Below are 22680 nucleotides of genomic sequence, written 5' to 3' on the forward strand. Positions count from 1 at the left end.
CGACGCTCGCGCATGACGTCCGCGCATGACGTCCGCGCACGGTGCCGGGGCATGACCTGCGGGGTAATCGACCCCGTACGGCATGCCCCGGCACCCTTGCGTCATGACCGCATACGCCATCGGAAACCTGCACCCGAAGCCCGTCCTCGACGAGGAGGTCTTCACCTACATGGAGCGCATCCAGGGCACCCTGGACCCCTTCGGCGGCCGCTTCCTCGTCCACGGCGCACCCGCGCGTGAGGTCCGCGAGGGCGACTGGCCGGGCGCCGTCGTCATCATCGGCTTCCCGTCGTACGAGAACGCCCGAGCCTGGTACGACTCCGCCGCCTACCAGGCCCTGATACCGCTCCGCACCCGCCACATGGCAGGCGACATCCTCCTGGTCGAGGGCGTCGCCGACGGGTACGACCCGGCGGCGACGGCCGCGGCCCTGCGGGCCGCGTCAGGCGACCCTGCCTGACCGGAGCTCCAGCCGCCGGCCCCCGAAGCCCGCCCGGAAGCGTTCGTCGTGGGAGACCGCGACCACCGCGCCCGGGAAGGCCGCAAGGGCCGCCTCCAGGTCCTCCACCAGGGACAGCGCCACATGGTTGGTCGGCTCGTCCAGGACCAGCAGATCGACCGGCCGGGTCACCAGCCGGGCCAGCTCCAGACGGCGCTGCTGGCCCACCGAGAGCCGCGCCACCGGCACGGACAGGTCCTCCTCCCGGAAGAGCCCGAGGGCGAGCAGCTCCGCCGCGTACTCCTCGGGCAGGCCCGGGCGCCCCGCCGCGTACTCCGTGAGCAGCGGCTTCGGGGACGGTACGGCGGGCAGCTCCTGGCGCAGCCGGCCGACCCGGCCCGAGCGGCCGACCGTCCCGCTGTCGGGACGCAGGTCCCCGGCGAGGACCCGGAGCAGGGTCGTCTTGCCGGCGCCGTTGGGCCCGGAGACGAGCAGCCGGTCCCCGGCCGAGATCCGCAGCTTGTCGATCCGCAGCCGCTCGCCGACGACGACGCCGACGAGCTCGGCGAGCGGCCCGTCACCGGGGCTTCCTTCGGCGTCGGGGGCCGCCGTCGCGATCCGGGCGGTGAAGCGCAGGGGTTCCGGTGGCGCCGGGACCGGGTGCCTCCGCAGCTGCTCCAGCCTGACCCGGGCCGCCCTGACCTGGCCCGACAGCTTGTTCTCGTGCGAGCGGCGGTGCTTGCCGAAGCCCTGCCGGGGGTCCTTCCCCGAGCCGGCGAGCCGCTGCCCGGCCGTCGCCACCAGCTCCTCGGTACGGGCCAGCTCCTCCCGCCACTCCTCGTGCTCCTGCGCCCGGCGGCGGCGGGCCGCGGCCTTCGCCGCGCGGTAGCCGGACCACCCGTCGCCGTACCGGGTCACCGTGCGGGTGTCCCGGTCGACCTCCAGGATCGTGGTCGCCATGCCCTCCAGGAACGCCCGGTCGTGGGTGACCGCGACCACCGTGCCGCGGTGGGTGCGCAGCCGTTCCTCCAGCCAGCCGGCGGCGGCCCGGTCGAGGTGGTTCGTCGGTTCGTCGAGAAGCAGCAGCTCGGCGCCCGAGGAGAGCACGCAGGCGAGGGCGAGCCGCGACTGCTCGCCGCCGGAGAGCGTGCCGACGCGGCGCTCGTACGGGACGAGGCCGAGGCCGAGCGCGTGCAGCGCGGCCTCCACGCGGGCGTCGGCCTGGTAGCCGCCCCGCTCCTCGTAGCGGGCGGCGAGTTCCCCGTACGCGAGGAGCTCCTCGGGTGTCGCGGCGCCGAGTCTCTCCTCGGCGGCCCGCATCTCCCTTTCCATGGAGCGGAGTTCGGCGAGCGCCGCGTCGACGGCGTCCCGCACGGTGTGCTCGGGTCCGAGGCCGAGGGTCTCGGCGAGCGTCTGGGCGAGACGCGCGACGCCGCCGGGGAAGCGGACGGTCACGTCCCCGGTGTCGGGCGCCTCGGCCCCGGCCAGGAGCCGGAGCAGGGTCGATTTGCCGGAGCCGTTCTCACCGATGACGGCGGCCTTCTCGCCGGGGCGGACGGTGAGCGTGAGCTGGTCGAGGACGGAGCGGTCCCCGTAGGACTTCGAGACGTCTTTGAGGGTCAGCTGGGCGCGGTCGCGCATGGGATCTTTCCCTGGGTACTGGGGGGCGTTCGGGCCGGGAGGGGACACCGGGACCACCACTGCCGCGCCCCGAGGGCGCCGGATCAGCGGGTCGGACCGTGTCCGCGGCCGGAATCAGAGAAAGAAGTAGAACGCACCCATGCCCGCGAGTGTAGCTACCGGGAGTGCGGGACCGCCGTGGCTTTTACGGCGTAGTCGAGGAGCTCGGCGAAGCGCAGCCACCGCAGGAGGGGCACGTTCGGTGGCGCGTGGCCAGGGGTGAGGTGCCGGTGGATGCCGGCGACGATGTCGCCCGGCTCCTCGCGGGACGGAGCGTCGACCCGTCCGAGGGCGGTGAGATAGGCCGCCGCGCAGGCGTCGAGACGGCCGTGCAGGTCCGCGAGGCGGGGCCCGAGGCCGTCGGGGAGCAGCGACGGATCGGGGCGGGGGACTTCCAGGAACGCCGTACGGCGGTTCGCCACGGCGGCGACGAGCCCCAGACGCGAGGGCCCGGTCGCACCGGGCCAGCGGGGCCGCCACGGCGGCGCCAGGGGATCCCCGCTCAGGGGTACACGGACGCCCGCCGCCTTCTCCACGCGGCGGCGGGCCGCGAAGACCGCGATCTCCTCGATCCTCGCCGCGCGGCTCGCCTCAAGGACGCCGAGCGCGCGCAGCAGGGCGGCCGTGTCCCGCCGGAGATCCGGCGCGGGCACGGCCGTCGCGGCGAGATAGGCCCAGGTCGCGTGGAAGCCGAGGGGTCCGTACTCCGAGACGGCACACCGCAGTGCCCGGTGCCGCCGGGCGGGCGGCGACCGCTCGTCGCGCACCCGCCGGGCGTAGGTCCCGAAACTCACCCGACGAAGCCCGTGCCCCTCGTCAGCCGTCGGCCTTCGCGACACCGATCGGGCAGGAGACGCCCGTTCCGCCGATGCCGCAGTAGCCCGCCGGGTTCTTGTCCAGGTACTGCTGGTGGTATCCCTCCGCGGGATAGAAGGTGCGGCCCTCCGCCGGGAGGATCTCGGTGCTGATCGTGCCGTAGCCGGAGCCCGTCAGGACCTTCTGGTAGGCCTCGCGGGAGGCGTCGACGGCCGCCGCCTGGGCGGGGGAGTGGGTGTAGACGGCCGAGCGGTACTGGGTGCCCACGTCGTTGCCCTGGCGGAAGCCCTGGGTCGGGTCGTGGGACTCCCAGAAAAGCTTCAGGAGGGACTCGTACGAGACCTTCGACGGGTCGAAGACGACCCGGACGGCCTCGGTGTGACCGGTCAGGCCCGAGCAGACCTCCTCGTAGGCCGGGTTCGGCGTGTAGCCGCCCTGGTAGCCGACGAGAGTCGTCCAGACGCCGTCGGTCTGCCAGAACTTCCGCTCGGCGCCCCAGAAACAGCCGAGGGCGAAGTCGGCGACCTCCAGGCCCTCCGGGTACGGGCCGAGGAGCGGGTTGCCGAGGACCGTGTGGCGCTCGGGAACGGCGAACTCCGGCTCGGGGCGGCCGCGCAGGGCCTGCTCGGGAGTGGGGAGGACGGGGGTGCGGGACAGGAACATGCTGCATCTCTCCTCGACGGTCGGCAGTGGTCACAACGCCGGCGGGCGGGGAGGGATTCCCCGAGGAGTCCTCGGAGGGTCCCTCCCCGCCCGCCGGGGAGACCGGGTGCGGGAGTGCCGTCCGCCGCGACCGCCCGCCGTGCCGTCAGCGCGGCAGTGTCGCCGGGCTGCCGCCGTTCGCCTCGTACCCCGCCACCGCCAGGTTCCGGAAGACCGTGAACTCCGCCGCCGGGTCACCGCTCAGCGTCCACGGCACCGCGCCCACGTGCCCGTCGACCTTCACCAGCTGGTGCATGGCCTCGGCCCAGCGCTCGCCGCGCACCAGGAACCAGACGAGCAGATGACGGACGTGCGCCAGCATCGGGTCGTCGGACCGGGCCGAGTGCACCGCGTACAGCGCCCCGTCCATCGCCTTCGACACCACGGCCGTACGGAAGAAGTCCTGCACGAGCACCACGTCCGGCACGTGCTCGTACACCGCGAACAGCGGGAGCGCCGCGAGCAGCGAACCCCGCGGGGCGCGCGCCGCGGCCGTCGTCGCGAAGTGGTCGGCCTCCTGGCGGGAGCCGTGCCACTTCTCGCACCAGTAGTGCAGCGCCGCGAGATGGGCGCCCATGTGCTGCGGGGCCCGGTCGATGACCCGCGCCCACACCTGGTCGAACTCCTCGTGGCTGTACCCGAGACCGCGGGCCACGGCCAGCTGCGTGATGTACGGGACCGGGTCCCCCGGAGCGAGCAGCGCCGCCTCGTCGGTGACCTTCCGCGCCTCCTCCAGGATGATCCGGAAGTCGTCGGTCCCGGCCGCCGAGGAGCGCCAGGCCTGCTGCACCAGGAACTCGCCGTGCACCGCGGCGCCGCCCGCGTCCTTCGGGGCCTCCGCCCGCCAGGTCCGCAGCCACGCCCCGCCGACGCCCGGCCGCTCCTGGAGTTCCAGGGACGCGGCGCCCGCGAAGGCCTGGACGCGCTGCCAGCGCACCTCGCCCTCCTTGTCGGTGGCGGCGAGCAGCCGCGACGCGGCCCGCCAGTCCTGGGTGGCCTGGACGACGTCGAGGACGTGCAGGAGCTCGTCGTCCGCGCCCGGGAGCCGTACGTCCTGGTCCTCCTGACGCACGAATCCGTACGCCTCCGGATCCGCCGCGTCCGGGGCGCCCGGAGCGACCTGACGGATCCCGCCACCGCGGCGGCGCAGCAGGTAGGGGCCGAGGACGCCGAACAACAGGCCCAGCGCGATCAGGAACCAGAGAATCTCCATGTGTCCATTGTCCAGGACGCACGGTGAGACGATCGCGGCGCCGGGGCCCGCTCGGGACTACGCTCCTGACACATGAGCGACCAGCACTCTCACCAGAGCTTCGAGACCCGCGCGATCCACGCGGGCAACACCGCGGACCCGCTGACCGGCGCGGTCGTCCCGCCCATCTACCAGGTGTCCACCTACAAGCAGGACGGCGTGGGCGGGCTGCGCGGCGGTTACGAGTACAGCCGCAGCGCCAACCCCACCCGTACGGCCCTTGAGGAGAACCTGGCGGCCCTGGAGGGCGGCCGGCGCGGGCTCGCCTTCGCCTCCGGTCTGGCCGCTGAGGACTGCCTGCTGCGCACGCTCCTCGCGCCCGGCGACCACGTGGTCATCCCCAACGACGCCTACGGCGGCACGTTCCGGCTCTTCGCCAAGGTCGTGCAGCGCTGGGGCGTCGACTTCTCCGTGGCGAACACCTCGGACGTCGAGGCGGTGCGCGGCGCCGTCAACGACCGTACGAAGCTGATCTGGGTCGAGACCCCGTCGAACCCGCTCCTCGGCATCACCGACATCGAGGCGATCGCGGGCGTCGCCCGCCAGGCCGGCGTGAAGCTCGTCGTCGACAACACCTTCGCCTCGCCCTACCTCCAGCAGCCGCTCGCGCTCGGCGCGGACGTCGTCGTGCACTCCCTCACCAAGTACATGGGCGGCCACTCCGACGTCGTCGGCGGTGCGCTGGTGACGGCCGACGAGGCGCTCGGCGAGGAACTCGCGTACCACCAGAACGCGATGGGCGCGGTCGCCGGTCCCTTCGACTCGTGGATCGTGCTGCGCGGCATCAAGACCCTCGCGGTCCGCATGGACCGGCACAGCGAGAACGCCGAGAAGATCGTCGAGATGCTGACCCAGCACCCGAAGGTCACCCAGGTCCTCTACCCGGGGCTCCCGGAGCACCCGGGGCACGAGGTCGCCGCCAAGCAGATGCGTTCCTTCGGAGGCATGATCTCGTTCCGCGTGGAGGGCGGCGAGGAGGCGGCCGTCGAGGTCTGCAACCGCGCGCAGCTCTTCACCCTCGGTGAGTCCCTCGGCGGCGTCGAGTCCCTCATCGAGCACCCGGGCCGGATGACCCACGCGAGCGTCGCGGGTTCCGCCCTGGAGGTCCCCGCCGACCTCGTCCGCCTCTCGGTGGGCATCGAGAACGTCGACGACCTGCTCGCCGACCTGCGGCAGGCGCTGGGCTAGTCGCCGGTACGGGGCGGGCGGGTGCTCCTGCCGTACGGAGTGTCGTACGGCGGTGTCCTACGGAGCGCCCGCCCGGCCCGTCGTGCGGAGCGCCGCTCGTTCAGGTGCCGGGCAAGGGCTCCTTCATCGAGGCCCGGATCTCGGCGCGGAGTTCGGGACTGTCCGTGTGCTCGTGGACGGCGACCACGTGCTGGACGGCTGCCCGTTCGAGTTCCTCCTCCTCGCCCGACATGTAGAGCGAGCAACCGGAGACACTCGGGGTGTCCCGGCAGTCGGTTGCTTTCCTGGCCATGACGACCTCCTGACGGGCCTGCGGACAGGCCCCTCCTTCCAGGCTAGGACCGTCCTCACCCGCCGTCGAACGGCGGTGTGGTCTCCGCCGCCGGGACCTCCCAGGGCTGTGCCGCCGACGCCCACAGCACGAAGGCGAGCACGGCGAGCGCGAAGAGCGTCCACGCCACCCGTCGAAGGGCCCGGTTCCGCCGGAGCAGGCGGGAGCCGCGCTCGGCGGCCTCCCCGGCGAGGTCGCCGGGGACCGGCGGGTGAGGGGTGTCGAGCAGTCGCCGGACCGCCGCCTCCTTGTCCTCGTAGCGGCTCACGCGGCGGTCCTCCCGGCGGGCTTTCCCGTACCGCCCCTGGCCGCCCTGAGGGTGGCCACCGCCCGGGCGTGGACGGCTCTGACGCGGGTCTCCGGCAGCCCGAGCAGTGCCGCGACCTGCTCCTCGGCCACCCCCTCGTACAGCCTGAGGACGACGACGAGCCGTTCCTGGGGGTGGAGGGCGGAGAGCACTCCGCCCCGGCCACCGTGATGCCGCCAGGCGGTGCGTGCGAAGCGGGCGGCGAGGTCGCGCCGGGTGAGTTCGTACGGATCCTCGTCCCGCAGCCGCTCCCACGCCGCGTAGGTGTGCGCCAGGGCGGCGGTCAGCAGGGCCCGGGCGTACGGGTTGCGGGTGCGGGTCTCGGCGGTGAGCAGAGTCGCGGTGTGCAGCAGCCGGCCCGCCGCCCCGGCCACGAACGCGTCGAACTCCCGGGTGCGGTGGGCGCGTTCGGCGCGGGGTCCGTTCCGCTGCTCTGCCACGTCCTCATCTGAGGACAGCGCGGGGGTGGGGTCAAGAGGTCTGCGCGGACTCGCTCGGCCCCTCGACCGGTGCGCCGGTCGTGGACGCGGTCCCCTCCGGGGCCGCCGGCGCGGGGGCCGACGTGGCCGCGGACTCTGTCACGGGTCCGCCCGAGTGCGCCGACTGCCGTGCGGACAGGGCGGTGTTGAAGCGGGTGAGCAGGGTGCAGAAGGACTCCCGCTCGTCCGGCGTCCAGCCCTCCGTGACCTCCACCATCAGCTGGCGGCGCGAGGAGCGGACCTCCTCCAGGCGGGCGAGCCCGCGCGGCGACAGCTGGAGCACGACCGCGCGCCCGTCCTCGGGGTGCGAGGTGCGCTTCACCAGCCCGGTGTCGACGAGCGGGGCGACCTGGCGGGTGACCGTGGACGAGTCGATGCCCATGCCGGCCGCGAGGGCCTTCACGCCCATCGGGCCTTCCTGGTCGAGGCGGTTGAGGAGCAGGTAGGCGGCGCGGTCCATCGAGTTGCGGAGCTGCCCGGTGCCACCGAGGCGCGTCTGCTCCGCGCGGCGGGCGAAGACGGCCACCTGGTGCTGGAGGGCATCGAGGAGACCGGGGTCGAGCTCAGTCGTCATGTCCTGAGATGTGGGCATGGCTGTGGGTCTCTCTCGTGCGGGGGTGGTCGGTTGGTGGGGGACAGAGTACGCGGCCCCGGGGAGGTCCGTACCGGGGCTGCGCAAACCCGCTTGAGGACCCGGTCGCCGGGCGGCCACCAGGGCCGTGAGCTGCGAGACTTGCTGTCATGAGCTTCCGTACGCCAGACCCCTTGCACCGGCTGATGCTCGACGACGTACGGGGGGCGCAGAAGATGCTGTCGGGGGTGGCCCGGATGACCGCGATGGAGGGCAGCCGCCATCTGTCGTCGCTGGTGGGAGCGCCCGTCCATCTGAAGTGCGAGAACCTCCAGCGGACGGGTTCGTTCAAGCTGCGCGGGGCGTACGTGCGGATCGCCGGGCTGCGGCCCGAGGAGCGGGCGGCGGGGGTCGTCGCCGCGTCGGCGGGCAATCACGCGCAGGGTGTGGCGCTCGCCTCGAACCTGCTCGGTGTGCGCGCGACCGTCTTCATGCCGGTCGGGGCCCCGCTGCCGAAGGTCGCGGCGACCCGGGAGTACGGCGCCGACGTCCGGCTGCACGGTCATGTCGTGGACGAGACGCTGGCGGCGGCGGAGCGGTACGCGCGGGAGACCGGGGCCGTCTTCATCCACCCCTTCGACCATCCCGACATCATCGTCGGGCAGGGCACGGTGGGCCTGGAGATCCTGGAGCAGTGCCCGGAGGTCCGGACGATCCTGGTGGGTGTCGGCGGCGGCGGTCTCGCCGCGGGCATCGGGCTCGCGGTGAAGTCGGTGCGCCCGGACGTGAAGGTGATCGGTGTGCAGGCGGAGGGCGCCGCCGCCTATCCGCCCTCGCTGGCCGCCGGGCATCCCGTGGTGGTCGAGTCGCCGGTGACGATGGCGGACGGGATCAAGGTGGGACGGCCGGGCGACGTGCCGTTCGCGCTGATCCAGGAGTACGTCGACGAGGTCCGTACGGTCTCCGAGGACGCGCTCTCCTCGGCGCTGCTGCTCTGTCTGGAGCGGGCGAAGCTGGTCGTGGAGCCGGCCGGCGCGAGCCCGGTCGCGGCTCTGCTCAGCGACCCGAGGTCGGTCGAGGGGCCGGTGGTGGCGGTGCTGTCCGGCGGGAACGTCGACCCGCTGCTGCTCCAGCGCATCCTGCGGCACGGGATGGCCGCCGGGGGCCGCTATCTGAGCCTGCGGCTGCGGGTCACGGACCGGCCGGGGGCCCTGGCGACGCTGCTCGCGGTGCTCACGGTCGCCGACGCGAACGTCCTGGACGTCAGCCATGTGCGGACCGATCCGCGGCTCGGGCTGACCGAGGCGGAGGTCGAGCTGCACCTGGAGACGAAGGGGCCTGAGCACTGCCGCGAGGTGGCGGACGCGCTGAGGGACGCGGGGTACACGGTGCTGGGCTGAGCCCCGGCCCGCCCCCGCCCGTCGCATGATCATGTGTCCCAGGTCACAAATTCACTGGGCGGGGCGGCTCGGGCGAACCTAGGATCGGTGGGAAACGCCCGAATTCAACGTCCGTATCTCCCTGGGAGTACCCACATGCCAGGCGCGATCTACGCCGAGGGTCTGGTGAAGACCTTCGGTGACGTACGAGCTCTGGACGGCGTGGACCTCGACGTCCCCGAGGGCACCGTCCTGGGTCTGCTCGGCCCGAACGGCGCGGGGAAGACGACCGCCGTGCGCGTGCTGACCACCCTCCTCCAGCCCGACAGCGGCCGGGCCGTCGTCGCCGGGATCGACGTCCTCAAGGACCCCGACGAGGTGCGCCGCAGGATCGGTCTCTCCGGCCAGTTCGCGGCCGTCGACGAGTACCTCACCGGCCGCGAGAACCTTCAGATGGTCGGGCAGCTCTACCAGATGAGGGCGAAGGACGCGAAGGTGCGGGCCGACGAGCTCCTGGAGCGCTTCAACCTCGCCGACGCCGCCGACCGCACCGCGAAGACGTACTCCGGAGGGATGCGCCGCCGCCTCGACCTCGCGGCCGCCCTCGTCGTGTCCCCGCCGGTCATGTTCATGGACGAGCCGACCACCGGCCTCGACCCGCGCAACCGGCAGGGCCTGTGGGAGGTCATCAAGGAGCTCGTCGCGGGCGGTACGACCCTGCTGCTCACCACGCAGTACCTGGAGGAGGCCGACCACCTCGCCCACGACATCTGCGTGGTCGACCGCGGCAAGGTCATCGCGCGCGGCACGTCCGACCAGCTCAAGGCCCAGACGGGCGGCGAGCGCGTCGAGGTCGTCGTGCACGAGTCGGGGATGATCGCGGACGCCCGGGGGGTCCTCGCGCGCTACGGCATCGAGGGCATCGGCCACGGCGAGGTGTCCGTGGAGGAGCACACCCGCAAGCTCACGGTGCCCGTCGCCGGAGGCGCGAAGCTGCTCGCCGAGGTCATCCGCGACCTGGACGCGGTGGGTGTGGAGATCGACGACATCGGACTGCGCCGTCCCACCCTCGACGACGTCTTCCTCTCCCTCACCGGCCATGTGGCCGAGCGGGAGGCGGAGGAGAACGGCGGGCCGGACGGAGGGTCCCGGCCGGGCGGCCGTGAGGGCAAGCGCGTGAAGGAGGCGGCCGAGTGAGCACCATGAACGACTCCCTGGTGATCGCCCGCAGGAACCTGATCAGGATGTCCCGGATTCCCGAGATGATCCTGTTCGGCCTGATCCAGCCGGTGATGTTCGTGATCCTCTTCACGTACGTCTTCGGCGGCTCGATGAGCGTCGGCGGCAGCACCGACCCGGACGTCTACAAGAACTTCCTGATGGCCGGCATCTTCGCGCAGACCGTCACCTTCGCCACGGCGGGTGCGGGCGCGGGCATCGCCGACGACATGCACAAGGGCCTCATCGACCGGTTCCGGTCCCTGCCCATGGCCCGGGGCGCGGTCCTCACCGGCCGCACCCTGGCCGACCTCGTGCAGACCGCGCTGACGCTCTTCGTGCTCGCGATCGTCGCGCTGATCATCGGCTGGCGGCCCGGTTACGCGGCGCCGACCAACTTCGGGAAGGTCATGGCCGGGTTCGCCCTGCTCCTCCTCCTCGGCTATGCCTTCACCTGGATCGGTGCCCTGATCGGCCTCTCGGTCCGCACCCCGGAGGCCGCGACGTCGGGCGGCCTGATCTGGCTCTTCCCGGTGACCTTCATCTCGAACGCCTTCGTGGACTCCAGCAATCTGCCGGGCTGGCTCCAGCCCGTCGCGGAGTGGAACCCGTTCAGCGCGACCGTCCAGGCCTGCCGCAAGCTCTTCGGCGATCCGGGCCTGTCACCGTCCGACGCCTGGCCGATGCAGTACCCGGTGTGGGCGTCGCTGATCTACTCCGTCCTGATCGTCGCCATCTTCCGGACCCTGTCCGTCCGCAAGTACCGGCGCGCGAACGGCTGAGCGCTCCGCGCACCCGGAGCCGTCAGGGCAGGTACCCGGAGACGACGAGGCCGTCGGGAAGGGCGAGGAAGACCGCCCCTCCGGCGACCAGCGCGTCTCCGGTGGCCTGCGCGTCGAAGTCGTCCGGGAGGTTGGCCTCGAAGTGCTCCTCGCCGGAGGGGGCGGCCGCGGCGACGGAGACCACCTCTCCCTTCCCCACCGTGATCACCCGGTCGCCGGCGAAGTAGATCCGCTGCGGGTCGCCCTCGGTCATCATCGGCGTCATCGACCAGCCCTCCTTGCCGCTCCGCAGGTCGTAGGTGGTCACGGTCTGCCCGTTCGTCACCGCCACCAGGCCGTCCGCGTTCACGGCGGGGCCCGCCGTCACCCCCGCGCCGAAGGACCGCTGCCGCTTCAGCGACCCGGCGTCGAGCACCGCCACCGAGCCGTCCGGGGTGCCCGAGCAGAGCACGCTGCCGCTCTTCTCGTGCACGGTGACCTCCTGGCAGCCCTCCGCCCCGCGCGCCGTCGTCTTCCCGGTCCGCGCGTCGAGCGCCACCGGCACGGTCCCGACGGGGACGTACACCCGACCGCCCGCCGCCACCGGCTGCTCGGGGAAGCCGTCGAGCGGTTCCCGCCACAGCACGCTGCCCACGTCCTTCCCGCTCCCGCCGAGCCTCACCGCCGTCACGAGGCCTCCGCCCGACCCGCCGTCACCCTCGGTGGACGCCGTGTTCACGTAGGCGGTGTGGAGGACGCCGTCGGCCAGGTCGGAGCCCTTCACCGCCCACCCGGCGCCGGGGCCGGGGAGGGTGCCCTCCTTCCGGCCGTCCCGAAGGCCGTACGCGACGGTCCCCGAGGCCTCCGCGACGTACACCCGGTCGCCGACGACCGCCGGGTACTGCGGTGTGGACCGCAGCCCCTCGGCGTTGGTGCGCGCCTGGACCGACCACAGCACATGGCCGTCCGCCGCGCTCAGCCCCACGAGCGCGCCGCCGGAGCCCGCGCAGACCAGCACCTTCGGGGAGAGGGAGCACGCGCCGTCGGTCGCCTCCGTCCGCACCATCCAGGGCGACCAGCCCGCCGGGCGGTGCCCCCGGTCCGTCGCCGCCGCGCCGAAGTCGTTGGTACGGCCCTTCCCGCCGTACGGCAGGACGACCTGGCTCAGGGTCGCCGGGCCGGCGTTCCCCGTACCGGTCGCACCGGGGGAGGAGCCGTTCGAGACCGAGGGCCCCGCCGTCCCGCCGCCGTCCCCGCCGTCCCGGTTCACCAGGACCACGCCGGCCGTCGCCGCGACGGCGACGGCCACCGCACCGGCCACGACCGCGCCCCAGCGGCGCCGACGCGGCTCCGCGGGGGGCGCCGGCGGTGTCACGGGACGGTTCGGGACGGCCGTGGGGGAGTACGGCACCACCGGCCCGAGCGTCGGCAGGTCCGCCACGCCCGCGCCCGAGGCCGCCGCCTCACCGGCCGTCCGCGCGGCCTCCCCGTACTCGGCGAGCAGCGAGAGCACCCCGCCCGGCCAGGGGAAGACCTCGGGGGCCGTCCCGCCACCGAGGAGCGACACCACCTCCGCCGCCGTCGGCCGCTCGGCCGGGTCGAGCCGCAGACAGCGCTCGACCACCGGCCGCAGCTCCTCCGGCACGCCGGTCAGGTCGGCGTCCGCCCGGATGATCCGGTAGACCACCGCGGCCATCTCGTCGTCCTGGAAGGGCCCTCGGCCGCTCGCGGCGAACGCGAGGACCGCGCCCAGACAGAACACGTCCGACGCGGGCACCACCGCGCGGCTGCCCGCCAGGTGCTCCGGCGACATGAACCCGGGGGAGCCCACGACCAGACCGGTCGAGGTCAGCGCCGTGGCCTCGAAGGCCTGCGCGATACCGAAGTCGATCAGCTTGGGCCCGGCCGTGCCGAGCAGGACGTTCGCCGGCTTGAGGTCGCGGTGCAGCACCTTCACCCCGTGGACCCCGGACAGGGCGGTGGCCAGGGCGATCCCCAAGGCCCGTACCGCCGCCAGGGGCAACGCCCCGGACCGTACGACGGCCTCCGCGAGCGAGGGACCCGGCACGTACTCCGTCGCCAGCCACGGCGAGGGCGCGTCGGCGTCCGCGTCCACGAGCCGTGCCACTCCCGGCCCGTCGACCGTCCGGGCCGCCGCGATCTCCCGCCGGAACCGGGTCCGGAAGTCCCCGTCGACCTCCAGGTCGCTCCGTACGGTCTTCACCGCGACCATCCGGTACGGATCGGCCGTCGGCGCGTCCGCCCGGCAGGCGAGATGCACCTCGCCCATGCCGCCCGCGCCGAGCCGGGCGAGCAGCCGGTAGGGGCCGACGAGCTGCGGGGGCCGGCCCGGGGGCAGGGCTTCCAGCACGGGACTACTCCTTCTCGCCGGGCAGGGCGACGGAGGCGACCGCGCCCTTGTCGAAGACGACGTACGCGATGCCGCCCACCGGCAGCACCTCCGGCTCCCGGATCTGCTTGGCGACGATGTCGCCGAAGCTCGGGTCGTAGTACTCCTCCTCGGCGCGCGGACCGGGGGCGCCCGGCACCGGCGTGACCTTCAGGGCTCCCGGCTTGCCGTCGGCGCCGAGCCGCACGGTGTGGAGGGCGGAGTAGTCGGCGTACACGACCTGGTCGCCGGCGAGCAGCGGCGACGACCAGCTCTGGGCCAGGCCGGACGGAGCCCGCTCGGCCGGGAACGAGGCGAGTGTCCCGCCGGTGCGCGGGTCGAGGATCCGCAGGCCGCCGTCGAAGGTCACCACGGCCCGCGGGCCGATCGCCGCGGGGGCCGCCGTGGCGAGGGCGCCGGGCAGCGACGCCTTCGGGGCGAGTGTGCGGGCGTCGAGCAGGTGCAGGGCCGTGTCGGTGTCGCTGCCCGACCCGGCTCCGGCGCAGTACGCCGACGCGCCGAGCACCTTGATGTCCCAGCAGTCCTTGGCGTCGGGTTCGACCTGCCCGAGCTGGGTGCCGTTCCGGCCGTCGTACGACACGAGTCCACCCTGGCTGAGGGCGTAGACGACGCCCCCGGCGTAGGCGACGGGTTCGTACGCCCGGCGCTCGGCGAAGGAGGTCTCGCCGTTGGTGAGCTCCTTCGACCACAGCTCGTGCCCGTCGGCCAGGGAGAACGCCGTCAGCGCGGCCCGCACGTTCAGGGCGTCCTCCGCCACGTTCGTCGCCGCGAAGACGATCCCGTCGGCGACGACGGGCCGGGTGGCCCAGAGGCCCTGCGGTCCCACGGCCGGCTTCTGCCAGCGGACCGCCCCCGTGCGCGCGTCCCGGACCTGGAGGGAGCCGTCGGCGACGAGGACCGCGCTGCCGTCGTGGACCGTGGGAGCCGTGGCGCTTCCGGCCGTGAAAGGGAACCCCTTGCCGCTGACGTAGGTCTCGTCGGGGGTGTCCTTGGCGGCCGGGACGTCCCACAGCTGCTCGCCGTTGGCCGGGTCCAGCGCCTCGTAGCGCCCGTTCGTGGTCCGGCAGACCAGCACCTTCTCACCGGCCGAGCAGCCGAGTGCCGGGGCGCCCAGCTTCGCCTGCCAGGGCTTCCAGCCGGCCGGCCGCTGGGCGGCGTTCTGCGGGACGACACCGGAGGAGTCGGCGAGGCCCCGGCCGTCGACGCCCGGGATCCGGGGCGCCACCGGCGCGGCGGGCGGTGCCGCCTTCGGGGGCTGCGGCTTCCCCGGCCCGTCCTGCGGCCACAGCAGGTACGTGCCGACGCCACCGGCCACGACCGCCAGGGCCACGGCGGCCGCGACCAGCCGGCCCCGGCGCCGACGGCCGGGTGCGCCGGTCGCGTCGCTCGCGCCGGTCCCGGCGGCGCCGGCCGGCGCGGAGACCGGGGCCTGGGTCGCCGCGGAGTGCAGCCCGGGTGCCGCGGGGTCCGCCGCCGGGTTCCCGGAGCCGTCCGCCGGGGCGGCCGGGGCGGCCTCCAGGAGTGGTCCGCCGGAGGCGACGAGCTGGGCGAGCTCCGTCCCGTACTCGCCGATGTGGTCCCGCACCGGCCCGGGCCACGGGAAGACCTTGGGGGTGCCCCCGCCGAGGAGCTCCGCGAGCGCCTCCGGCGTCGGCCGGTCCGCCGGGTCCAGGGCCAGGCAGGCGGCGACGACGTCGCGCAGCTCCGCCGGGACCCGGGCGAGGTCGGCCTCGGCCTGGGAGACCCGGTACAGGACGGCGGCGAGCGGTCCGTCGCCGAAGGGGTCCTCGCCGGTGGCCGCGTAGCAGAGCAGCGAGCCGAGGCAGAAGACGTCGGAGGCGGTGGTCACCCGCCGGGCGCCGGCCACGTGCTCGGGCGACATGAAGGAAGGGGTGCCGACCATCAGCCCGGTGGCGGTCATCGTGGTGGCCGTGCTGCTGCGGGCGATGCCGAAGTCGATGAGACGGGGCCCGTCGACGGAGAGCATGACGTTGCCGGGCTTGAGGTCCCGGTGCAGGACCCCGGCCCGGTGGAGATCGGCGAGGGCCCGCGCGACGCCGGTGCCGAGCGCGCGGACGGTGTCCACGGGCAGGGCGCCGCCGCGCCGGACGGCCTGCGAGAGGCTGGGCCCGGGGACGTACGCGGTGGCCAGCCAGGGCACCTCGGCGTCGGCGTCGCCGCCGAGCGGGGCGGCGGCGTACGGGCTGTCGACGAGCGCGGCGACCCGGATCTCCCGGCGGAAGCGGTCCCGGAAGGCGGGGTCACCCGCGACATCGCGGCGGACGGTCTTCACGGCGACGAAGGTGCCGTCCGCGCCGGAGCCGCCCCGGCCGAGGAAGACCTCGCCCATCCCGCCCGCCCCGAGCCCGGCGAGCACCTCGTACGGTCCTATCAGGCGCGGTGCGCCCTCACGCAGCGGTCCCAGCACTTCGCCATCCCCCTTGTGACGCGACGTCAGGCCGCATCATGCCTCATCGTCACGGGGCATGTGCACGCAGCACGCAAGGGCCGGCCCCCGGTGGGGGCCGGCCCTTGCGAGGGAGCGCGGGTGCGTCAGCCGGTGTACGGCTTCGCGCTGAGGATCTTGACCGTGGCCTTCTTGCCGTTCGGCAGCTCGTACTCGGCGTCGTCACCGGCCTTCTTGCCGTTGACACCGACACCGAGCGGCGACTGCGGCGAGTAGGTCTCGATGTCGTCGCTCGCGTACTCGCGGGAGGCGAGCAGGAAGGTCATCGTGTCGTTCTCGTCGCCGTCGAAGGCGATCGTGACGACCATGCCCGGCTCGACGACGCCGTCGTCCGCCGGAGCCTCGCCGACCTTGGCGTGCTCGAGGAGCTGGGTCAGCTGCCGGATGCGGAGCTCCTGCTTGCCCTGCTCCTCCTTGGCCGCGTGGTACCCGCCGTTCTCGCGCAGGTCCCCCTCTTCGCGGGCGGCGGCGATCTTGATGGTGATCTCCGTGCGCGCGGGACCAGACAGGTACTCAAGCTCGTCCTTGAGCTTGTTGTACGCCTCCTGGGTGAGCCAGGTGACGTTGTCGCTGGTCTGGGTCACAGGTGCTCCTCGTAGGTACTGGGAATACAAAGCATCGCCCTACACGGGAAAGCTCTGCTGTCCCGGGTGGGCGAAACCACGAGCCTAACAATGAGTGGCGAAAAGCGGGAGGACATAACCATCAAGATGGCGTCACCCCAGGTCACCGGGGTGACGCGCCGGGACTCGACACCGGGTCCCTACCCACCGCTACCGAGCCGTACACCCCATGAGCTCCGCACTGGTCGCGCGGGCGGTCGTGCGCAGCGAGTAGACGCGGTCGACCCGGCTCGCGGCGTCATCGACCCGGACGTCCTTGCGGGCCACCTCGGCGCCGTCCTCGGATCGGGAGCGCAGGGTGCAGACGCCCTTGACGCCCTCGTCCTTGCGGATCTCCAGGTGCACCTGTACCTCGGTGGAGCTCACCACGTCGAACTTGATCATCTCGGCGCTGATCTTGCTGTCGACGACGTAGTACCAGCCGAACCAGCCCATCAGGCCGAGGAAGAGGACGCCGAGCACGGCGCCCGTGATCTTGAGCTTGCGGTCGGCCGCCTCGTCCGCGGAGCGTCCGTAACGCCCCTCGGGCAGCTGCTCACGCACCGCGCTCATGATCGATCCTCTCGAAGCCGGGGGTGGCGGAATTTTCACTCCCCCGATTCCGTCACTATAGAGACCACGCTCCGCGTCGAATCACTGAGGATCGAGTCTTGACTGAGCAGCTGCGGTTGATGGCCGTTCACGCCCACCCCGACGACGAGTCGAGCAAGGGTGCGGCCACGATGGCCAAGTACGTGTCCGAGGGGGTGGACGTCATGGTGGTGACGTGCACGGGCGGCGAGCGCGGCTCGGTCCTGAACCCCCAGCTCCAGGGTGACGCCTATGTCGAGGCGAACATCCACGAGGTGCGCCGCAAGGAGATGGACGAGGCCCGCGAGATCCTCGGCGTCTCCCAGGAATGGCTGGGCTTCGTCGACTCGGGCCTGCCCGAGGGCGACCCGCTGCCGCCGCTCCCCGAGGGCTGCTTCGCCCTGGAGGACGTCGACCACGCGGCCGGGGAACTGGTCCGCAAGATCCGCTCCTTCCGTCCGCAGGTCGTCACGACCTACGACGAGAACGGCGGATACCCGCACCCCGACCACATCATGACCCACAAGATCACGATGGTGGCCTTCGACGGTGCGACCGACACCGAGAAGTTCCCGGAGGCCGAGTTCGGCCCGGTGTGGCAGCCCCTGAAGCTCTACTACAACCAGGGCTTCAACCGCCCCCGCACGGTCGCCCTGCACGAGGCGCTCCTGGCGCGCGGCCTGGAGTCCCCGTACGGCGAGTGGCTGGAGCGCTGGAAGGAGTTCGCGGGCAAGGAGCGGAATCTGACCACCTTCGTGCCCTGCTCGGACTTCTTCGAGATCCGCGACAAGGCCCTGATCGCCCACCGCACCCAGATCGACCCCGACGGCGGCTGGTTCCGGGTCCCGATGGACATCCAGAAGGAGGTCTGGCCGACGGAGGAGTACGAGCTCAGCAAGGCGCTGGTGCCCACCTCCCTCCCCGAGGAAGATCTCTTCGCGGGCATCCGCGACAATGCCTGACATGAGCGCACACCTGGCACTGACCCAGCTTGTCCCCTTCGCCGCCGAAGAGCTGGACGAGAACAAGGTGACCCCCGGCGTCCTCGGCTTCGTGGTCTTCGCGCTGCTGGCCGTCGCGGTCTGGCAGCTGATGAAGTCGATGAACCGCCACATGGGCAAGGTCTCCTTCGAGGAGGCCCCCGACCCGGCGGCCGCCGTGGAGACCCCGGCCTCCTCGGCCGGCCCCGCCGGCAAGTAGCCGACCCGCCCCCGGGCCCGTGCCCCAGCGGTACGGGGCCTGGGGCGTCGTCGTGCCCCGGGGCGGTGCCGCCGCGTCCGGGGCGTCGTCGTGCCGCCGGGCCCGTACTTCACCGCGTCCGGGGGTGCCGTCTGGAACGGCCCGGCTACCCCGCCGGCACCCCCAGGACCTCCCGGGCGTGCCGGTTCGGCACCATGCCCAGGTCCCAGGCCTGCCAGGGCGTCGACGGGTGGATGCCCCGGCCCAGGACCACCGCGTACGCCTCCGCGCAGTCGTCGAGCCGCGGGTCGCGCGCCGGATGCCGGTCCGCGACCAGCGCCGCGAGCTCCTCGCGCGCCGTGACCGTCCCCGGCTCCGGGCTCCCCGGGACCGCGTGCGGGAGCAGCGTGCAGCGCAGGAACCGGGCCCAGTCCGCGCCCCGCAGATCGCCGTACGTGCCGAACAGCGCACGGGCCTCGTCGCACAGCCCCAGCGCCTGCGGCACCCGGGCGTTGCCGGCGTCGATGATCGCCAGCTCCAGCGAGGTCCAGGCCTCCCCGTGCGGCACCCCGATCCGGTGGAAGTCCGCCCGCGCGTCCACGAGCAGCTGCCGGGCGAAGCCCGAATTGCGCAGACCGCCGGTGCGGGCCGCGAGCTGGTCGCGGGTGACCCGCCCCGAATGATGCCGGGCGCTGGCCAGCCCGTACACGTCCCGCATCCGCGAGAACATCGTCCGCGCCCTGCCCAGCTCCCGTACCGCGTCGTCCCGGTCCCCGCGCTCCTCCAGCGCGTGGGCCAGATGGAACAGCGTCCACGCCTCCCCGCGCGCGTCCTCCTGCTCCCGGTGCCGGGCGAGCGCCCCGCGCAGCCCCTCGACGGCCGGTTCGGCGTCCCCGGCGGCGAGCCGCGCCCTGGCCAGCTGGGTCAGCGCCCAGGCCTCGCCGCGACCGTCGTGGATCCGCCCGTAGCCGTCGAGGGCCTCCCGCAGCCCGGCCTCCGCGCCCGGCACGTCCCCCCGCAGCAGCAGCACCTGGCCCCGCTGGAAGTGGGCCCAGGCCTGGCCGTGCGGGGACTCGTGCTGCCGGTGCAGCGCGAGCGACCGGTCGAGCAGTGCCGTCGCCTCCGCCAGGTTCCCCCGGTCCCGCTCCACGGCCGCGAGCGCGTGCAGCGTCCAGCCCCGGTCGGCGGCGAGCGCCTCCGGTTCCTGGAGCGCGAGCGCCTCCCGCAGCCGGGCCGCCGCGTCCGTGAGCCGGCCCTGGTGGTGCAGGGTGATGCCGAGCGAGCAGAGCGCGAGCGCCGCCCCCGGGTCCTGGTGGGCCTCCTGGTAGAGCGACACCACGGACGTCAGGGTCGTCCGCGCCTTGTCGAGCTCGCCGAGCTGCCGGGCCGCGATGCCGGTCCGCCACTGCACGGAGCGGGACAGCTGGCCCTGCCCGACGGCCTCGGCCAGTTCGTTGATCTCGCCGAGCCGGTAGAGGTCGCCGCGCAGCAGGCAGTAGTCGCAGAGCGCGCCCAGCAGATCGAGCACGGTCTGCTGGTCGACGCCGTCCGTGTGCCGCAGGGCCGCCGTGATGAAGCTGGACTCCTCGTCGAGCCAGCTCAGGGCCGCCTCCAGGGACCCGAAGCCGTGCCCGTCGAAACGGTTGGCGCGGGTCGACATCTTGCCGTCGACCATCCGGATCACCGCGTCCGCGAGCTCCGCGTAGTTCCGTATCAACCGCTCCTGGGCCGCCGCGATCTCCGCCGCGTCCTCCTCGTCGAGGAGCCGGAGCGCCGCGAAGCCGCGTACCGCGTCGTGCAGCCGGTACCGCTCCCCGCGCACCGGGGCGAGCAGCCCCGCGCCGGCCAGCTCGCGCAGCAGCCGGGCGCCGTCGGCGCCGCTCCCGTCGAGCAGCGCGGCGGCGGCCGCGGCGCCGAGGGAGGCACGTCCGGCGAGCGAAAGACGCCGCAGCAGCCGCCGGGCCTCGTCGTCGAGATCGACGAAGTACCGTGCCCACAGAGCGCGTTCGACCGGGGCGTCGCCCCAGCCCGGTCGGCCGAGCACCTCCGCGAGATCGTCCATGGACCGCCGGCCCAGCAGGGACCCCGCCGCCCGCAGCGCCAGCGGAAGACCGCCGCACAGCTCCCGGATCCGGTCGAGCGCCTCCGCGTCGTACGGACCGGGATCCCGCTCCCCGCCCGCCGCCAGCAACAGCTCCTCCGCCCCGGCCGCGTCGAGCGCCGCCACCGGCAGGACGTGCGCGGCCACGTCCCCCAGGTCCAGCGGCTCCCGGCAGGTCACCAGGACCAGGCTCTCGGAACGCTCCGGCAGCAGCGCCCGCACCTGGGCCGCGTCCACGGCGTCGTCCAGGATCACCGTCACCGGCACCCCGGTCAGCTGCCGCTGGTACAACTCCGTCAGCCGCGCCACCTGTTGGTCCGCCGTGGCGCCCTCCCGGAAGAGGAGCCGCTCGCGCGGGGCGCCCAGCCGGTTGAGCAGATGGAGCAGCGCCTCCCGGGTCGCGAGGGGCCGCTCATCGCGTGCTCCTCCCCGCAGGTCCACCACGCACGCCCCGCGGAACTGGTCGCGGAGCGCGTGCGCCGCCCGTACCGCGAGAGCCGTCCGCCCGGACCCGGGCTCGCCGTGCAGCAGGACCACCGTCGGCCGGGTCTCCGCCGAGGCGCGCCCCGTCTGCACCCACCGGGTGATCCGGGCCAGCTCCTCCCGCCGGCCCGCGAAGTCCCCGCCGGGGTCGGGCAGATGCCCGAAGGACCGCTCCAGTACGGCCCGCTGCCGGGCCGCCGCGCTGCGATCGGCCCCGCGCAGCCGCTCGGGCCGCGACGCCACCGCCCGCCGGTCCCGGGAGGTCCGGTCCTCCGCCGGAGGTACGTCCCCGCTCCCGTCGGCCGGCGCCACCCGCTCCCGCTCCAGGAACGGGCGTATGCCCCGTACCTCCAGGGCCGTCAGCCAGCGCACCCGCGCCGCCTCGACGGCGCCGTCCGGCAGCGCCGGCTCCGCTGCCGTCACCGTCGGCGGCACGGCCTGCCCGGCCCGTCCCGCCGTCGCCCTCAGCACCGTCGCCGCCGCGCCCGCCACCGCCACCACCGCGCCCGCGCCGAGCGCCGTCCCCGTCGTCGTACCGAGCGCCAGGTCCGCGCCGACCGCGGCGACGGCCGCGACTCCGGCGACGAGCGCGGGACCGCCGAACACCGGGCCGGAGGAGCGGTTCGCCGCGGTCCGGGCGCCGGTCTCCCCCTCCTCCACGGCCCGTACGTACGCCGCGTACTCCTCGCCCGCACCCGCCGCCATCGAGTCCAGCGCGGCCCGGCCCCGGGCGAGCAGGGTCTCCGCGCCCGCCCGGCTCCCGGAGCTCCGCAGCTCCTCCTCCACCGCCCGTTCCCACAGCCGCTCAGCCTCGGCCCGATGGCTGTCCCGCATGTGCGTCCCCCTCCGCGCGTGCCCGCCCATCCCGTCCCTGAGGCCCTGTCAGACCCCGGACCGTGCGCGTCCAGTGTGCTGCGCGGGGCGCGAAGGCGCGAGAGCGGACAAAGGAGGGCCGGCCGCGGCGGGACGGTCGGCATCCCGAACGGTGAGGGGTGTGGTGGGGCGAGAACTGGCCGGATGCCGAGCGGGCCGGGCTCCGTGGGGCCCGGCACCCGAGGCTTCCGCGCCCGGCCCCCGGGCGGCGGGGCGCCCCCGCGAGGCGGCCCTCAAACACCGTTCGCGGCCGGCGAAATCACCGCCCTCAATCTTCCGAGTCGCCCCGTATAAAGGATCCGTAGTGATGGCCGAAAAGAGCTGTCACTTCAGTTGCTTTCCTGGTCCTGTGTTATGCGGCAAGAGGCCGTCAATTGCGCTTGACGGTCTCTTGGAGGTCTGCCTAAGGTCGGTCCGCAACGTCTAGTTGCAAACGTTGTGCAGCGCGTTCACACAGAGCGGGCGACGGGGGTGGCAACGTTCGATACGCCTGGACCATTCGCTCGCATGACCACCGACGAAGGGTTAGTGAAGTGCGATCTGAGATGACTCTTACGAGCACGAATTCCGCTGAGGCTCTGGCGGCGCAGGACTTTGCGAACACCGTTCTCAGCGCGGCGGCCCCGGGCTTCCACGCGGACTGCGAGACGCCGGCCATGGCCACCCCGGCCACGCCGACCGTCGCCCAGTTCGTGGTCCAGGGCAGCACGATCTGCCTGGTCTGCTGACGCGGGACTGAGCCTGCCGCCGGAGAGGCCCGTCACCACCGGGCCTCTCCGGCGCGCGGTTCCGCACGACTCACGACGGCGGCCAGGTATGCGACGGGGGAGACGGACAATCCGGTGAGATGG

The 22680-nt window shown here is 73.6% G+C and carries 21 protein-coding genes; 8 read left to right on the forward strand and 13 right to left on the reverse strand.

What is annotated here, in order from left to right; translation table 11 throughout:
- Window positions 1-103: 103 nt before the first annotated feature.
- The gene (locus ACIP8Z_RS20175; protein WP_402085129.1) at window positions 104-460 is read left to right on the forward strand and encodes a DUF1330 domain-containing protein; all 357 of its coding nucleotides are present in this window, start codon (window positions 104-106) and stop codon (window positions 458-460) included.
- Here ACIP8Z_RS20175 and abc-f read toward each other — a convergent pair.
- From abc-f to ACIP8Z_RS20195, 4 genes are all read right to left on the reverse strand, one after another.
- Complete coding sequence (gene abc-f / locus ACIP8Z_RS20180) at window positions 443-2080, reverse strand: ribosomal protection-like ABC-F family protein (RefSeq protein ID WP_402085131.1); 1638 nt, start codon at window positions 2078-2080, stop codon at window positions 443-445. The genes ACIP8Z_RS20175 and abc-f overlap by 18 nt on opposite strands.
- Before the next feature lie 155 nt (window positions 2081-2235).
- A complete protein-coding gene (locus ACIP8Z_RS20185) occupies window positions 2236-2913 on the reverse strand; it encodes a hypothetical protein (RefSeq protein WP_402085133.1) in 678 nt (225 codons plus the stop codon).
- 22 nt (window positions 2914-2935) lie between these two features.
- Window positions 2936-3598 carry a peptide-methionine (S)-S-oxide reductase MsrA gene (msrA, locus tag ACIP8Z_RS20190; RefSeq protein WP_402085136.1) on the reverse strand — a complete coding sequence of 221 codons (663 nt, stop codon included), beginning with the start codon at window positions 3596-3598 and terminating at the stop codon, window positions 2936-2938.
- Window positions 3599-3743: 145 nt separating this feature from the next.
- The gene (locus tag ACIP8Z_RS20195) at window positions 3744-4850 is read right to left on the reverse strand and encodes a hypothetical protein (RefSeq protein ID WP_402085138.1); all 1107 of its coding nucleotides are present in this window, start codon (window positions 4848-4850) and stop codon (window positions 3744-3746) included.
- Between the two features lie 72 nt (window positions 4851-4922).
- Between ACIP8Z_RS20195 and ACIP8Z_RS20200 the strand changes: the two genes are divergently transcribed.
- The gene (locus tag ACIP8Z_RS20200; protein WP_402085141.1) at window positions 4923-6077 is read left to right on the forward strand and encodes a cystathionine gamma-synthase; all 1155 of its coding nucleotides are present in this window, start codon (window positions 4923-4925) and stop codon (window positions 6075-6077) included.
- 100 nt (window positions 6078-6177) lie between these two features.
- On the opposite strand, the gene ACIP8Z_RS20205 is transcribed toward ACIP8Z_RS20200, so the two are convergent.
- Genes ACIP8Z_RS20205 through ACIP8Z_RS20220 form a run of 4 tightly spaced genes read right to left on the reverse strand, consistent with a single transcriptional unit; the run spans window position 6178 to window position 7786 of the window.
- Window positions 6178-6369 (reverse strand): DUF1059 domain-containing protein, encoded by a 192-nt coding sequence (locus ACIP8Z_RS20205; RefSeq protein WP_319310316.1) that lies wholly within the window; start codon window positions 6367-6369, stop codon window positions 6178-6180.
- 55 nt (window positions 6370-6424) lie between these two features.
- Window positions 6425-6676: a hypothetical protein gene (locus ACIP8Z_RS20210; protein WP_402085143.1), complete on the reverse strand. Its 252-nt coding sequence runs from the start codon at window positions 6674-6676 to the stop codon at window positions 6425-6427.
- Window positions 6673-7155, reverse strand: a complete 483-nt coding sequence (locus ACIP8Z_RS20215; protein ID WP_402085146.1) for a sigma factor-like helix-turn-helix DNA-binding protein — start codon at window positions 7153-7155, stop codon at window positions 6673-6675. The genes ACIP8Z_RS20210 and ACIP8Z_RS20215 overlap by 4 nt, the downstream gene beginning before the upstream one ends.
- Before the next feature lie 31 nt (window positions 7156-7186).
- Window positions 7187-7786, reverse strand: coding sequence for a MarR family winged helix-turn-helix transcriptional regulator (locus ACIP8Z_RS20220; RefSeq protein WP_402085149.1), 600 nt, complete (start codon window positions 7784-7786; stop codon window positions 7187-7189).
- Between the two features lie 149 nt (window positions 7787-7935).
- Between ACIP8Z_RS20220 and ilvA the strand changes: the two genes are divergently transcribed.
- The 3 genes from ilvA (at window position 7936) to ACIP8Z_RS20235 (ending at window position 11144) form a co-directional block, all read left to right on the forward strand.
- On the forward strand, window positions 7936-9165 hold the full coding sequence (ilvA, locus tag ACIP8Z_RS20225) for a threonine ammonia-lyase (protein WP_402085151.1): 1230 nt from the start codon (window positions 7936-7938) through the stop codon (window positions 9163-9165).
- Window positions 9166-9300: 135 nt separating this feature from the next.
- The gene (locus ACIP8Z_RS20230; RefSeq protein WP_402085154.1) at window positions 9301-10341 is read left to right on the forward strand and encodes an ATP-binding cassette domain-containing protein; all 1041 of its coding nucleotides are present in this window, start codon (window positions 9301-9303) and stop codon (window positions 10339-10341) included.
- Window positions 10342-10346: 5 nt separating this feature from the next.
- The gene (locus ACIP8Z_RS20235; protein WP_266973726.1) at window positions 10347-11144 is read left to right on the forward strand and encodes an ABC transporter permease; all 798 of its coding nucleotides are present in this window, start codon (window positions 10347-10349) and stop codon (window positions 11142-11144) included.
- Between the two features lie 22 nt (window positions 11145-11166).
- Here the strand turns inward: ACIP8Z_RS20235 and ACIP8Z_RS20240 are convergent, their stop codons facing one another.
- The 4 genes from ACIP8Z_RS20240 to ACIP8Z_RS20255 all read right to left on the reverse strand — a co-directional run bounded on the left by ACIP8Z_RS20240 (window position 11167) and on the right by ACIP8Z_RS20255 (window position 17175).
- Window positions 11167-13494: a protein kinase gene (locus ACIP8Z_RS20240; protein ID WP_402085157.1), complete on the reverse strand. Its 2328-nt coding sequence runs from the start codon at window positions 13492-13494 to the stop codon at window positions 11167-11169.
- A 4-nt stretch (window positions 13495-13498) separates the two neighbouring features.
- Complete coding sequence (locus ACIP8Z_RS20245; protein ID WP_402085160.1) at window positions 13499-15961, reverse strand: protein kinase; 2463 nt, start codon at window positions 15959-15961, stop codon at window positions 13499-13501.
- A 125-nt stretch (window positions 15962-16086) separates the two neighbouring features.
- Window positions 16087-16584, reverse strand: coding sequence for a transcription elongation factor GreA (greA, locus tag ACIP8Z_RS20250; RefSeq protein WP_266968734.1), 498 nt, complete (start codon window positions 16582-16584; stop codon window positions 16087-16089).
- Between the two features lie 189 nt (window positions 16585-16773).
- Complete coding sequence (locus ACIP8Z_RS20255; RefSeq protein WP_383588464.1) at window positions 16774-17175, reverse strand: DUF4307 domain-containing protein; 402 nt, start codon at window positions 17173-17175, stop codon at window positions 16774-16776.
- Between the two features lie 98 nt (window positions 17176-17273).
- Between ACIP8Z_RS20255 and mca the strand changes: the two genes are divergently transcribed.
- Together mca and ACIP8Z_RS20265 are read left to right on the forward strand one after the other, a co-directional pair.
- Window positions 17274-18155: a mycothiol conjugate amidase Mca gene (gene mca / locus ACIP8Z_RS20260; protein WP_402085164.1), complete on the forward strand. Its 882-nt coding sequence runs from the start codon at window positions 17274-17276 to the stop codon at window positions 18153-18155.
- A complete protein-coding gene (locus ACIP8Z_RS20265; RefSeq protein WP_402085167.1) occupies window positions 18148-18393 on the forward strand; it encodes a hypothetical protein in 246 nt (81 codons plus the stop codon). Before mca ends, ACIP8Z_RS20265 begins: the two co-directional genes overlap by 8 nt.
- 145 nt (window positions 18394-18538) lie before the next feature.
- Here ACIP8Z_RS20265 and ACIP8Z_RS20270 read toward each other — a convergent pair whose 3' ends face one another.
- Window positions 18539-21790 carry a tetratricopeptide repeat protein gene (locus tag ACIP8Z_RS20270; protein WP_402085169.1) on the reverse strand — a complete coding sequence of 1084 codons (3252 nt, stop codon included), beginning with the start codon at window positions 21788-21790 and terminating at the stop codon, window positions 18539-18541.
- A 584-nt stretch (window positions 21791-22374) separates the two neighbouring features.
- Between ACIP8Z_RS20270 and ACIP8Z_RS20275 the strand changes: the two genes are divergently transcribed.
- Window positions 22375-22557, forward strand: coding sequence for a cypemycin family RiPP (locus tag ACIP8Z_RS20275; RefSeq protein ID WP_402085171.1), 183 nt, complete (start codon window positions 22375-22377; stop codon window positions 22555-22557).
- Window positions 22558-22680 lie beyond the last annotated feature (123 nt).

Origin of the sequence: Streptomyces sp. NPDC088553 (genome assembly GCF_044752965.1) — a bacterium.
Classification (GTDB): Bacteria; Actinomycetota; Actinomycetes; order Streptomycetales; family Streptomycetaceae; genus Streptomyces.

What these genes read in the sequence shown, in the direction of transcription:
- ACIP8Z_RS20175 (WP_402085129.1), top strand. Translation starts at nt 104, where the DNA reads ATGACCGCATACGCCATCGGAAACCTGCACCCGAAGCCCGTCCTCGAC.
- abc-f (WP_402085131.1), bottom strand. Translation starts at nt 2,080, where the DNA reads ATGCGCGACCGCGCCCAGCTGACCCTCAAAGACGTCTCGAAGTCCTAC.
- msrA (WP_402085136.1), bottom strand. Translation starts at nt 3,598, where the DNA reads ATGTTCCTGTCCCGCACCCCCGTCCTCCCCACTCCCGAGCAGGCCCTG.
- ACIP8Z_RS20195 (WP_402085138.1), bottom strand. Translation starts at nt 4,850, where the DNA reads ATGGAGATTCTCTGGTTCCTGATCGCGCTGGGCCTGTTGTTCGGCGTC.
- ACIP8Z_RS20200 (WP_402085141.1), top strand. Translation starts at nt 4,923, where the DNA reads ATGAGCGACCAGCACTCTCACCAGAGCTTCGAGACCCGCGCGATCCAC.
- ACIP8Z_RS20205 (WP_319310316.1), bottom strand. Translation starts at nt 6,369, where the DNA reads ATGGCCAGGAAAGCAACCGACTGCCGGGACACCCCGAGTGTCTCCGGT.
- ACIP8Z_RS20220 (WP_402085149.1), bottom strand. Translation starts at nt 7,786, where the DNA reads ATGCCCACATCTCAGGACATGACGACTGAGCTCGACCCCGGTCTCCTC.
- ilvA (WP_402085151.1), top strand. Translation starts at nt 7,936, where the DNA reads ATGAGCTTCCGTACGCCAGACCCCTTGCACCGGCTGATGCTCGACGAC.
- ACIP8Z_RS20230 (WP_402085154.1), top strand. Translation starts at nt 9,301, where the DNA reads ATGCCAGGCGCGATCTACGCCGAGGGTCTGGTGAAGACCTTCGGTGAC.
- ACIP8Z_RS20235 (WP_266973726.1), top strand. Translation starts at nt 10,347, where the DNA reads ATGAACGACTCCCTGGTGATCGCCCGCAGGAACCTGATCAGGATGTCC.
- ACIP8Z_RS20255 (WP_383588464.1), bottom strand. Translation starts at nt 17,175, where the DNA reads ATGAGCGCGGTGCGTGAGCAGCTGCCCGAGGGGCGTTACGGACGCTCC.
- ACIP8Z_RS20265 (WP_402085167.1), top strand. Translation starts at nt 18,148, where the DNA reads ATGCCTGACATGAGCGCACACCTGGCACTGACCCAGCTTGTCCCCTTC.
- ACIP8Z_RS20270 (WP_402085169.1), bottom strand. Translation starts at nt 21,790, where the DNA reads ATGCGGGACAGCCATCGGGCCGAGGCTGAGCGGCTGTGGGAACGGGCG.
- ACIP8Z_RS20275 (WP_402085171.1), top strand. Translation starts at nt 22,375, where the DNA reads ATGACTCTTACGAGCACGAATTCCGCTGAGGCTCTGGCGGCGCAGGAC.